Annotated in this window: 10 protein-coding genes; 5 read left to right on the plus strand and 5 right to left on the minus strand. The window is 64.2% G+C overall.

All coding sequences use genetic code 11. The features are described 5' to 3' along the window. Positions 1 to 268: 268 nt before the first annotated feature. Both GW587_RS18665 and GW587_RS18670 read right to left on the minus strand, forming a co-directional pair. The gene (locus tag GW587_RS18665) at positions 269 to 532 is read right to left on the minus strand and encodes a helix-turn-helix domain-containing protein (RefSeq protein ID WP_166105961.1); all 264 of its coding nucleotides are present in this window, start codon (positions 530 to 532) and stop codon (positions 269 to 271) included. A gap of 75 nt (positions 533 to 607) precedes the next feature. After that, positions 608 to 2,839 (minus strand): NADP-dependent isocitrate dehydrogenase, encoded by a 2,232-nt coding sequence (locus tag GW587_RS18670; protein WP_166105963.1) that lies wholly within the window; start codon positions 2,837 to 2,839, stop codon positions 608 to 610. A 650-nt stretch (positions 2,840 to 3,489) separates the two neighbouring features. Between GW587_RS18670 and GW587_RS18675 the strand changes: the two genes are divergently transcribed. Beyond that, the gene (locus GW587_RS18675) at positions 3,490 to 3,939 is read left to right on the plus strand and encodes a DUF2442 domain-containing protein (RefSeq protein ID WP_166105965.1); all 450 of its coding nucleotides are present in this window, start codon (positions 3,490 to 3,492) and stop codon (positions 3,937 to 3,939) included. Between the two features lie 3 nt (positions 3,940 to 3,942). On the opposite strand, the gene GW587_RS18680 is transcribed toward GW587_RS18675, so the two are convergent. Both GW587_RS18680 and GW587_RS18685 read right to left on the minus strand, forming a co-directional pair. Continuing rightward, on the minus strand, positions 3,943 to 5,577 hold the full coding sequence (locus GW587_RS18680; RefSeq protein ID WP_166105967.1) for an ATP-binding domain-containing protein: 1,635 nt from the start codon (positions 5,575 to 5,577) through the stop codon (positions 3,943 to 3,945). Between the two features lies 1 nt (position 5,578). Next, on the minus strand, positions 5,579 to 6,580 hold the full coding sequence (locus GW587_RS18685; protein WP_166105969.1) for an OmpA family protein: 1,002 nt from the start codon (positions 6,578 to 6,580) through the stop codon (positions 5,579 to 5,581). A 127-nt stretch (positions 6,581 to 6,707) separates the two neighbouring features. Here GW587_RS18685 and GW587_RS18690 point away from each other — a divergent pair, with 127 nt between their 5' ends. The 4 genes from GW587_RS18690 to GW587_RS18705 all read left to right on the plus strand — a co-directional run bounded on the left by GW587_RS18690 (position 6,708) and on the right by GW587_RS18705 (position 11,292). Beyond that, the gene (locus GW587_RS18690) at positions 6,708 to 7,214 is read left to right on the plus strand and encodes a hypothetical protein (protein ID WP_166105970.1); all 507 of its coding nucleotides are present in this window, start codon (positions 6,708 to 6,710) and stop codon (positions 7,212 to 7,214) included. Between the two features lie 62 nt (positions 7,215 to 7,276). Beyond that, positions 7,277 to 7,651 (plus strand): DUF2946 domain-containing protein, encoded by a 375-nt coding sequence (locus GW587_RS18695; protein ID WP_166105972.1) that lies wholly within the window; start codon positions 7,277 to 7,279, stop codon positions 7,649 to 7,651. Positions 7,652 to 7,754: 103 nt separating this feature from the next. Then, on the plus strand, positions 7,755 to 9,173 hold the full coding sequence (locus tag GW587_RS18700; RefSeq protein ID WP_166105974.1) for a PepSY-associated TM helix domain-containing protein: 1,419 nt from the start codon (positions 7,755 to 7,757) through the stop codon (positions 9,171 to 9,173). 10 nt (positions 9,174 to 9,183) lie between these two features. Next, the gene (locus GW587_RS18705) at positions 9,184 to 11,292 is read left to right on the plus strand and encodes a TonB-dependent receptor (RefSeq protein ID WP_229259535.1); all 2,109 of its coding nucleotides are present in this window, start codon (positions 9,184 to 9,186) and stop codon (positions 11,290 to 11,292) included. A gap of 18 nt (positions 11,293 to 11,310) precedes the next feature. On the opposite strand, the gene GW587_RS18710 is transcribed toward GW587_RS18705, so the two are convergent. Continuing rightward, the gene (locus GW587_RS18710) at positions 11,311 to 11,943 is read right to left on the minus strand and encodes a hypothetical protein (protein WP_166105976.1); all 633 of its coding nucleotides are present in this window, start codon (positions 11,941 to 11,943) and stop codon (positions 11,311 to 11,313) included. Between the last annotated feature and the right edge of the window lie 147 nt (positions 11,944 to 12,090).

Below are 12,090 nucleotides of genomic sequence, written 5' to 3' on the forward strand. Positions count from 1 at the left end.
GAGGTGTGATTCATCGTAGGCTTGTCTCCCCGCCGCCGCTAGCCCGCTGGCGGGCATTACCATGGTGCGCAGCGCGCACCAATGCTCGCGATTGGTGGCAACTAGGGAGTTTTCATGCCCCACGCCCGCGCTTCTAATATTCGGGCACGGGTGTAGGGCGCATTCTTCAGGCTATTGACGCACCTGTAGCCGTGGAGGCAGCAAGGCATTAGCATCCAATAGCGTATGCGTGACTCCGCCTGGCGACAGTGGGTGATGAGGTGCCATTTCAGGCGTGGCGGCGCTTGTTCGCTTTTATGAAGGCAGTTTCTGGAATATCGTACATTCCGCTTTCTTCGGCCGCCGCGTGATAATCGGCGTTTGTGGCTTTGGCGTCGCGCTCTTCGATCCAGGCGCGGACCGACGATTCCGGCACGAGCCATTGACCCGCCGCGCTGCGAGAGGCGTTGGCCAACTTTTTGTTGTCGATCATCATGCTGAGATATGAACGGCTGCATTGCATCAGCCCAGCCGCAGCTTCGGTCGTCAACATGGTTTCCCCCGGTTCGAAAAACGGCCAGCGTCTGAGACGCTGGCCGTTTAAATTTCGACAGACGCTACTCTAGAATCAGATCGATTCCAGCGCCGCGTTGAAGCTGGCGCTTGGACGCATCACGGCTTCGGTCTTGGCTGGATCCGGGTAGTAGTAACCGCCGATGTCCATCGCCTTGCCTTGAACGTCCTTCAGCTCGCCAACGATCTTGCCTTCGTTGTCGGCCAGCGCCTTGGCCAGCGGCGCGAAGTGCGCCTTCAGCTCGGCGTCGTCCGATTGCGCTGCCAAGGCCTGCGCCCAGTACAGCGACAGGTAGAAGTGGCTGCCGCGATTGTCCAGCTCGCCGGTGCGTGGCGATGGCGACTGGTTGTTGTCCAGCAGCTTGCCGGTCGCTTCGTCCAGCGTCTTGGCCAGGATCTTGGCCTTGGCGTTGCCGGTCTTGATGCCCATGTCTTCCAGCGACACGGCCAAGGCCAGGAACTCGCCCAGCGAATCCCAACGCAGGTGGTTCTCTTCGACCAGCTGCTTGACGTGCTTCGGTGCCGAACCGCCGGCACCGGTCTCGTACATGCCGCCACCGGCCATCAGCGGCACGATCGACAGCATCTTGGCCGAGGTGCCCAGTTCCAGGATCGGGAACAGGTCGGTCAGGTAGTCGCGCAGGATGTTGCCGGTCACCGAGATGGTGTCCAGGCCGCGCGCGACGCGCTCCAGCGTGTAGCGCATGGCGCGCACTTGCGACATGATCTGGATGTCCAGGCCCTTGGTGTCGTGGTCCTTCAGGTACAGCTGGACCTTCTTGATGACTTCGTTCTCGTGCGGACGGTACGGGTCGAGCCAGAACACGGCCGGCATGCCGGAGTTGCGGGCGCGGGTCACGGCCAGCTTGACCCAGTCGCGGATCGGTGCGTCCTTGACCTGGCACATGCGCCAGATGTCGCCTTCTTCGACGCTCTGCGACAGCAGCACTTCGCCGGTGGCGAGGTCGACGATGTTGGCGATGCCGGCTTCGGCCACTTCAAAGGTCTTGTCGTGCGAACCGTATTCCTCGGCTTGCTGCGCCATCAGGCCGACGTTCGGCACCGTGCCCATGGTCTTCGGATCGAAGTTGCCATGCCATTTGCAGAAGTTGATCATTTCCTGGTAGATGCGGGCGAAGGTCGACTCCGGCATCACGGCCTTGACATCCTTCGGACGGCCGTCGGCGCCCCACATCTTGCCGCCGATGCGGATCATGGCCGGCATCGACGCGTCGACGATGATGTCGTTCGGCGAGTGGAAGTTGGTGATACCCTTGGCCGAATCGACCATCGCCAGTTCCGGACGGTGTTCGTGGCAGGCGTGCAGGTCCTTCAGGATTTCGTCCTTCTGCGATGCCGGCAGGGTGTCGATTTTCTCGTACAGGTTGGCCATGCCGTTGTTGACGTTGACGCCCAGTTCATCGAACAGTTTGGCGTGCTTGGCGAACGCGTCCTTGTAGAAGATGCGCACGCAGTGGCCGAACACGATCGGGTGCGACACCTTCATCATGGTCGCCTTGACGTGCAGCGAGAACATCACGCCGGTCTTGTAGGCGTCGTCCAGTTCCTTCTCGTAGAACTCCAGCAGCGCTTTTTTGCTCATGAACATGCTGTCGATGATTTCGCCGGCTTGCAGCGAGACCTTCGGTTTCAGCACGATGGTTTTGCCGGAAGCGGTTTGCAGTTCCATCTTGACGTCGCGCGGCTTGTCCAGGGTCAGCGATTTTTCGCCGTGGTAGAAGTCGCCGGCATGCATGTGCGAGACGTGGGTGCGGGAGGCCTGGCTCCATTCGCCCATCGAGTGCGGGTTCTTGCGGGCGAACTCTTTGACCGCCTTCGGCGCGCGGCGGTCGGAGTTACCTTCGCGCAGGACCGGGTTGACCGAGCTGCCGATGCACTTGCCGTAGCGGGCTTTCAGCGCCTTGTCTTCGTCGGTTTTCGCGTCTTCCGGGTAGTCCGGCAGCTTGTAGCCGCGGCTTTGCAGTTCGCGCACGCAGGCGACCAGCTGCGACACGGAGGCGCTGATGTTCGGCAGTTTGATGATGTTGGTGTCCGACAGCTGGGTCAGGGCGCCCAGTTCGGCCAGGGTGTTCGGGACTTTTTGGTCGTCGCTCAGGAATTCCGGGAACTCGGCCAGCACGCGGGCGGCGACCGAGATGTCGCTGGCGACCACGTCCACGCCGGCCGGCGCGGTGAACTTCTGGATAATCGGTAGCAGGGAATACGTCGCCAGCAGCGGCGCCTCGTCAGTCAGTGTGTAGATGATTTTTGACTTTGGTGTTGACATGGTCATTCCCTTGTATACGTAGTGTTTGGAAAAGTGTTCGACGGGGCCAGCACGGTTGCTTCCTCGCCAAAGTGCTTATTTTAGACTGTCCTACGCTTCTTTGGCGAAAACCCTCTCGTGGAATGGGTTTCGTTTTCATAATGTGAAAAATACGGCAACATGCCGGCTTGGTCTGATCAAGCTCAAAATCGAATTTTTCAAATCTATCACTTTGAAGTCAGTAAAAAATTTGTAAAACCTAACTGTTAGGTTATTATGAAAATCTGTAGGTATAGAGGGCTAGACATTATCGTGATGACACGGGACGAGCATTGTCCGCCACATGCACACGTCGCCACGGAGAAGTGGCGTGCGCGCTTCGAGTTTAGCTTCCTGCATCATCGAGTGCGTTTGCTGGATGTCGTGCCGACTGGGAGTCGGCAGAGCATCCGGGTGTTGGAGAATGTCAGACTCACGTTGGGGCAACCTGCGAATTTGCGCGGCGCTCGCATAGCTTGGTGGTATAGCATGCATTCGACTTGTCTGGAAAATCAAGGTTGGACTGCGGCTGGCAATGTAATTTATCTCATCGAATCTGCGCAGTTCGACGTGGACAGGAATCGTACGACGCTCCGCTTGAAAGGGCGGCCCGACACGGTGGAGATAGAACTATGAAAGCGGTAAGTGCGGCGATCGACGTGGATGAGCCGGTCAGTCAAAAGATACTTAAGCGGGCCGTCGCTCGCGGGCGACTTCAGGAAAAGCGGCAGGTATTAGCTATCGCCGTGCAATACTTACCAGCACTGGAACTATTGCTCATTACCCTGGAAGATCAGAGCGCGGTGGCGCTACCGGTCCAGCGATATCCTGAATTAAACAGCTTGAGCCACGCGGAACGAATGCGTCTGAGGCTTGGTTTAGGCGGAATAGCCATCTGTCTTGACGAAAATGATTTGCATATCTCGATCGTCGGGCTGGTGGCGGCAAGCGAGTCATTGATGAGGCTCGCCGTTGCTGTCGCGGCGAGCCGCAATGGCAGCCGCAGCAGCACGGTCAAGACCAACACCTCGCGCGAGAATGGCATGAAGGGTGGGCGTCCGCGCAAGCTGGCGGGTGGTTAGCCGTTAAATCCGGTCCAGCAGCTGTTGCTCGGCCCGCTCGCTGAGGACCAGCACCAGTTTCAGCCGCGCCCGGGTCATGCCGACGAACAGTTTGCGCAGCACCAGCTGGTCGATTTCGGCGAAGTCGATCTCGGTGAAGATGATCGCCGGCGCCGACTGACCCTTGAAGCGGTACACTGATTCCGCCAGCAGCCCACCGTCGCGGTACTGCGGATTGCCGAACAGGTCGTACTCGCCGGTGAACGACTTCAGCGTATGCACCTCGCTCAACTGGTCCAGGTGCAGGATCTCAGACTTTTCCCGGCCTCGGAATGAGGCGATCGCGATGTCGTGCCGCGCGAAGCCGGCGCCCAGGCACAACGTCACCGCGCGCCGCGTCTGCGCCAGCATCGCTTCGGTGTCGCCCTCCGGATAGGTCAGCTCCTCGATGTCGGCGCCCTTGAACGGGCTGCCGGCCTCCACCGGCGACTGCGTCGCGCCGATCGAGGCCAGGATCTTGACGATCTGGCGCGGGCTGCGGTAGTTGGTGTCCGAGTGCAGCTTGACCCAGCCCGGCAGCGGCACGCTGTCGCGGCCGTACAGGTTCTGGTTCGGATCCTCCAGCCAGATCGCGCGGCCCTCGTCGCGCAGCATGCGCAGCAGGATGTCGCGCCAGGCCACCGAGAAATCCTGCCCCTCGTCGATGATCAGCACGTCGTATTTCCAGCTTTCCGGCAGCGGCGAGGCGGTCATCTGCGCTTCAATGTCCTCCCACACGTTGGGCGAGGCGTAGTTGGGCGTCTGCCCCCGTTCGCGGGCGAAGGCGTCGCTGAGCATGTGAAAGCTGGTGACCCGGCCGCCGCGCGGCACCAGGCTTTCGATATGATCGGCCAGCGGCCGGTTGTAGCACACGTACAGCGGACACAGGCCGGCGTCGAGCGCGGCGGAGAACTCGGCCAGCGCCAACTGGGTCTTGCCGCTGCCGGCCGTGCCCACCACGTGCAGGCGGAACGGCTCGAACTCCAGCCGCCGCGCCCAGGTCGCCAAGCCGCCGGACAGCCGCGCCACCATCTCGGCGGCGTTGCCGATCATCGAGCTGGGATCGGGCCGCAGGCTCAGCATGTTGCCGAGGAAGCGCGTGACCTTGTCGTGCTGCTCGTTCGGCACGGCGTCGGTCACCGGCAATGTCTCGCGGATCACCTCGGCCAGGCGCTGCTTGCTGTTGGCGTCGATGATGTGGCGCGGGTCGATGCCGGCCAGGTGCGGGTCGCGCACGATGTAGTCGGGACAGTACAGCAGGTAGTCGATCGACAGCTCGCTGCCGAAGCGCTCGGTCAGCCCCTTGATCGAGCGCATGATGTGGTTGGCCACCTTGCGCGGCTTGCCGGCGTAATGCTTCACCAGCCCGTCCGGCGTTTCGTTGAGGAAGCCCGACTTCTGCTCCATCAACAGCACGCGGCCGTTCGGCGCGACGATGATGAAGTCGATCTCGTCGTAGGCGGAGAAACCCTTCTCGACGTTGGTCCAGTGGACGCCGTGGTAGATGCGGTAGGGCGCCTCGGCCAACGCGGCACTGAGGTAAGTCAGCGTCTCGATCTCGCGCGCCGCGCTGCCGGTGGCCGACATTTCCTGCCAGCCGGTGGGATAGATTTGTGCCATGTTATTGCTTGACCAGTTCCACGCGACGGTTCAACTGTCGACCGGCATCGGCGTCGTTCGACGCCACCGGAGCGTACGAGGCCACGCCCTTGGCGCTGAGGCGCTTGGCGTCCACCTTGTAGTCGGCCGCCAGCGCCTTGATCACCGCTTCGGCGCGTTTCTGCGACAGATCGACGTTCTGCGCCAGCACGCCCTGGTTGTCGGTATGCCCGACCACGTACACTTTCAGCTTGCCGTCCTGCTGCAGCAGCTTGGCCATTTCGCCCAGCGCCGCCTTCGATTCCGGCTTGACGTCGGACTTGCCGGTGTCGAAGTAGACGCCGTACACCGCCACCTTGCCTTCGGCCGCGATGCCTTTGGCCATGGCGGCCGCGTCCAGGTTGGCGCTGACCTTGCCGCCCTCCATCGCCTTGCCTTCGACCACCTCCAGGTACAGGCCGCCGTTCTTGTCCTGCACCGGCGCCACCGTGTACACCAGCGCGTGGACCGGGCGGCCGTCCTTGGTCGCGCCCTTGGCCAGCAGATAGCGCGGCTCCATGCGGCCGTAGTTGAACGGCGCATACGCGATCTCGCCGCCCTGGATGAAGTTATCGCTGACGCGTTTTTCATTCCAGAACTCGCCGAAGGCGCTACCGCAATTCTCCTTGGCGCAGGCGAAGACGGTCTTGAAGCCCGCCTTGTCGAGCGCGGCCTGGTAGTTGCGCATCACTTCCAGCGACGAGCGTTCCTTGGGAAAGACATAGGCGATGCGGGTATGCTTGCCTTCCAGCGTCAGCGTCTGTTCGAACGCCGGCTGGCCGTTCTTGTCGGCGACCCGTTTGCCGGCGGGCAGTACCGCCTCGTCGAATTCCTTGACCTGGTAGCCGACCAGCTTGGCGCCTTCGAAGCGCGACAGCAGCGGATGGTCCTTGGCGCCGGACACGGTGTCCTTGGGCGGCATCTGGCTGAAGGCGAACGGCGCGGCGGCGCACAGCAGCAAGGCGAATAGCGGGCGAGCGGTCATGTCCATCCCTTCGGTGTTTGTAGTGACATCATATTATCCAATATCCGCCGCGCCATATGATATGTAGCGAACATTACGTGCGGAAATATCGCCATACAATGCGGACATCACTGAATAGGTACCCCAAATGAAAAAACTGATGTTGGCCTTCGGCCTGGTGCACGCGCTGATCGCGCTGCTGTTCACGGCCGGCGCGCTGTTCCTGATCGTCATCGGCGCCCGCATGGGCTGGGAGGCGGCGGGCCTCGACCTCGGGCTGGCCGCCGCGCAGGAGGTGATCGAAGCGATCGGCATCCTGGCCGCCGCCGTGGTGGCCTTGCAGATCGCCGAGACCATCGTCGAGGAGGAGGTGGTGCGCGACGCCGACATCAGCGCACCGACCCGCGTGCGGCGCTTCCTGTCACGCTTCTTCGTGGTGATCGTGGTGGCGCTGGGCATCGAGGGGCTGGTCGCGACCTTCCACGCGGTGCACAACGATCTCACCGAGCTGCTGTACGTGGGGGCGCTGGTGTGCAGCGTCGGCGTGCTGCTGGCGGCGTGGGGTGTGTTCATCCACCTGAACCGCTCGGCCGAGGAGCTGGAGCCGGCGGCGATGGAGGAGGCGCAGGCGGAGGATCACAAAGTTCAGCCCTGAACCTGATGCGGCGCGCGGGCGGCTGGGTTAGAATACCGCCATTCGTCATCGTCGGTTAAGTCATGTACCTGCGCCAGCATTCCATTGTCGTCATCGCCCGCATCGCCTTGTTCGCGATGCTGATGCTCGCGCTGGCGCCGGCGGTGTCGCGGTGGCTCGCGTCGGCGCCCGACAATATCGCGATCCCGTTCTGCCATGCGGCCGGCGAGGGCATGTCGCATGTGCATACGCACGCGTCGGGCGATAGCCTGGCGCTGCAGCTCGATGACTGCGGCTACTGCTCGATGCAGGCCGACCTGCCGGCGCTGCCGCCGGCGCCGGCCTACACCAGCGCCGTGCTGCATCTGGTGCGCTGGGCGCCGCGACTGTTCTATCACGCGCCGCAGCCGCTGTTCGCCTGGCATGGCGTGCAGTCGCGCGGCCCGCCTGCGTTCTAAGCTCGCCGCGCTCACGGCCTGTCTCTCCCTTTCCCTGATGTCTTGAAGTGCTTTGCCGTGCGTGGCGGGCTTTCGCCTGTACGGCTCTTTTGAGTAAGCCACTATGTCCGATCACGTTTCCCCGACCGCCACCGGCGGCGGTTTGTATCGCCGCGTCTGGCGATGGCATTTCTTCGCCGGCCTGATTTGCCTGCCGCTGATCTTTTCGCTTGCCACCACCGGCGCGCTGTACTTGTTCCATCGCCAGATCGATGATCTGGTGTATGCGGATGTGTTGCTGCGTGCCGGCGACGGGCCGGCGTCGCTGCCGGCGTCCCTGCTGATCCGCAACGCGCTGCAAGCGCATCCGGGGCATGTCAAGGCGCTGACGTTGCCGGACGACCGCCGTTACACCGCGCAGGTCGATATCGTCGCGGCCGATGGCGTCACGTTGCAGGTCTTTGTCGATCCGGCGACCGGCGTGGTGGCCGGCGCGCTGGACGAGTCGTCGCGCCTCATGACCACCATTAAACATCTGCACTCGCTGGCGCTGGTCGGCGATGGCGGCAAGGTGGTGATCGAGATCGTCGCCGGCTGGGTGGTGGTGCTGGTGCTGAGCGGCGCTTATCTGTGGTGGCCGCGCGGCCGGCGTCAGGGCGTGCTCGCCATCCGCGGCAAGGCGGCGGGGCGCGTCTGGTGGCGCGATTTGCACGCAGTATCGGGCGCGTATGCCGGCGTGGTGATCCTGTTCCTGGCGCTGACCGGGCTGCCGTGGTCGATCTTCTGGGGCCAGCAGATGAACCGCTGGATGAGCGACCACGGACTCGGTGTCCCGGACGGCATGTGGCGCAACGTGCCGAAGTCCACCCAGCCGGCCGCAGACCTGGGCGCGCTGCCTTGGAATCTGCAGCAGCAGCCGGTGCCGGCGTCGGATCCCTCGGCCGCCGATCCGCACGCGGAGCACAAGGCGGCGTCGCGCAGGGCGATGGCCGGTGCGCGCTACAACGCGCTCGACAACCCGGCCGCCATCGGCGTCGACCAGGCGGTGGCGACGCTGCGCGCCGCAGGTCTGGCCTCGGAGCTGGGCACCGGCTACCGGCTGGCATTGCCGCGCGATGAACGCGGCGTCTACAGCGCGATCCGTACGCCGGGTCAGCTGGACGGTCAGCGCGTGGTCCACCTCGACCAGTACAGCGGCAAAGTGCTGATGGACCTCGGCGCCGCGCGTTTCGGCCCGCTCGGCCGTGTCACCGAATGGGGCGTCAGCGTGCACCAGGGAGGCGAATACGGCTGGCCGAACCTGCTGCTGATGCTGGCGGGTTGCGTGGCGACGATGGTGTTGTGCGTCAGCGGTGTGGTGATGTGGTGGCGCCGCCGCCCATCCGGACGCCTGGCCGCGCCAGCGCGCCGCGACGGCGACCGGCTGGCGCGCGGCGTGGTCGCCATCGCCGTCGGCGCCGGTGTGATCTTCCCTTTGCTGGGCGCGTCGATGCTGGCGGTCTGGCTGCTCGACAGCGCCATCGGCGCGATCAAATCCAAATAACGGGAATACGATGAAAACGATGATGAGCAAGAAGCGGTTGTTGATGGCGTCCACGCTGGCGCTGTCGGTCCACGCCGCGTGGGCGGAAGATTCGCTGCCGGTGGTCGAAGTCAAGGCCGCCGCGCAGGCGGGCTTGAACCGCGCTCTGGGCACCGGTTCCTACCTCGGCCTGACGTCGATGGAGACGCCGGCCAGCGTGGAAAGCATCAGCCGCGCGCAACTGGTGGACCGGGGCGACGCGCGCGTCATGGATGCGCTGGGGAAGGCGGCCGGCCTGAGTGTGTTTCCGCATCCGGGCAACGGCGGCTCGGCCATCGCGGCGCGCGGCTTCACCGACCTGTCTTCGGTGACGCAGCTGTACGACGGGGTGAAGCAGTACGGCGCCGGCGCCTTGACCTTCCCGTTCGACACCTGGTCGGTGGAGAGCGTCGAAGTGCTGCGTGGCCCGGCTTCGGTGGTGTACGGCGAGGGCGCCATCGGCGGCGTGGTCAACGTGATTCCGAAGAAGCCGACCCGTGGCGCGGTCCAGAACGAGATACAGTTCGGCGTCGGCAGCGAGCGGACCGCGCGCGCGGCGTTCGGCAGCGGCGGCGCTATCGATGAGCGCTGGTCGTATCGCGTCGACGTCAGCGCCAACCGCAGCGACAACTGGGTCGATCGCGGGGATTCGAAAGACGCTACGTTTTCCGGCGCCTTGCGTTTCGACGTGTCGCCGTCGCTGTACCTGACGCTGTCGCATGCGCAGAGCGCGCAGAAGCCGATGCGCTATTTCGGCGTGCCGCTGGTCGACGGCAAGTTCGATCCTGTCACCTACGACAAGAACTACAATGTCGGCGACGGCATCATCACCTATCGTGACCAGCAGTCGTCGCTGGCGGCGCACTGGTCGCCGCAGGCCGGCGTGACGGTCGACAGCACGCTGTACCGCATCAACAGCCGCCGCCATTGGCGCAACGTCGAGGCTTATGAGTGGTTGCCGGCGTCAGGTCTGATTCAGCGCGGCGACTATACCGAGATCCTGCATCATCAGGAGCAGGTCGGCAACGCGACCAGGGTCGGCGTCGATGGCCGGCTGTTCGGGTTGGCCAACACCTTCGCGGCCGGTGTTGAGTTCAACCGCACAAGCTTCAAGCACACCAACAACGCCGGTTACTCGGGAAGCAGCGTGGTCGATGTCGATAACAGCGATCCGGGGCTGTTCTTCAATCTGGACGGCACCGCGCCGAAGTATCGCGTCAAGGCGCGCCAGTACGCGGTCTTCATGGAGGACAATCTGAAGTTGACTCCGCAATGGTCGCTGATCGGCGGCCTGCGTTACGATCATGATGATATCGAGCGCCGCGACCTGGTTGTGCCGAGTCGGTCGTTCGACAAGACTTTCGATAATGTCGGTTATCGTCTCGGTACGGTGTACGACATCGCGCCGCAGACAGCGGTGTACGGGCAGTATTCGGTGGCGCACGATCCGCTTGGGGCGCTGCTGTTCACCAGCACGTCGAAGGCGGCGTTCGATCTGGCCAGGGGGCGGCAGGTCGAGGTCGGGATCAAGCAGGGCTTCTGGCAGGGTGCAGGGGATTGGACTTTATCGGCGTACCGCATCGTCAAGTCGGATCTGTTGACGCGGGATCCGGCTAATGTGGGGCAGAGCATCCAGGTTGGCCGGCAATCGTCGCGGGGGGTGGAGGCGACGTTCTCCTTCTTGCCGACGCCGGACTGGAAGCTGGAGTCCAATCTGGCATTGGTGCGCGCGCGCTACGATGACTTCGCGGAGGCCAGCGGCGGCCAGCTGGTTTCGCGCGATGGCAATACGCCGACCGATGTGCCCAAGCGCTTGGCGAATTTGTTCGCCAACTATCGCGTCGCCGCCGATTGGACCTTGATCGCGGGCCTGCATCATGTCGGCGAGCGCAACGCCGACATCGCCAACACGCTGAAGATGCCGGCCTACACCACCACCGATCTGGCGCTGCGCTGGCGGCCGAGCGCGTCGACCACAGTGACGGCGCGGGGCTACAACATCTTCGACAAGCGCTATGCGCAAACGGCGTACTACAACCAGACCCAGTGGCTGCTCGGCGCCGACCGCCGCGCCGAATTGACCGTCAACCACACGTTCTGAGGCGTGCAGACGGCAGCCTTAGCGCGCAGACAGTCCCAACCGCCATCGCCGCCACGGCCGTCGCCGGCGCCGCCGCAATCGCCGCCGCAGCGCGATCAACGTCAGGCCGTCGCGACGCTGCCGCAATTGCCGCCGCAGCGCGATCGCCGCCACGGCCGTCGCCAGCGCTGCCGCAATCGTCGCCACAGCGTGATCGACACCACGCCCATCGCCGACTCTGCCGCAATCGTCGCCGCAGCGTGATCGACGCCACGCCCATCGCCGACGCTGCCGCAATTGGCGCCGCGGCGCGATCGATGTCAGGCCGTTGCGGCGCGGCCGCAATCGCCGCCGCAGCGCGATCGACGCCACGGCCGTCGCCAGCGCCGCCGCAATCGTCGCCGCAGCGTGATCGACGCCACGCCTATCGCCGACGCTGCCGCAATCGTCGCTGCGGCGCGATGGACGCCACGACCGTCGCCAGCGCCGCCGCAATCGTCGTCGCAGCGCGACCCACGCCACGACCGTCGCCAGCGCCGCCGCAATCGTCGTCGCAGCGCGACCCACGCCACGGCCGTCGCCGGCGCTGCGGCAATCGTCGCTGCGGCGCGATCGACGCGACGGCAGTCTCCGGCGCTGCCGCATTCGTCGTTGCAGCGCGATCGACGCCACGGCCGTCTCCGGCGCTGCTGCATTTGTCGGCGCAGCGTGATCGACGTCACGCCCATCGCCGACGCTGCCGCAATCGTCGCTGCGGCGCGATCGCCGCTAGGGCCGTCGCCGGCGCTGCTGCAATCGTCGTCGCAACGCGATCGACCC

Origin of the sequence: Duganella aceris (assembly GCF_011090165.1) — a bacterium.
Classification (GTDB): Bacteria; Pseudomonadota; Gammaproteobacteria; order Burkholderiales; family Burkholderiaceae_D; genus Rugamonas; species Rugamonas aceris.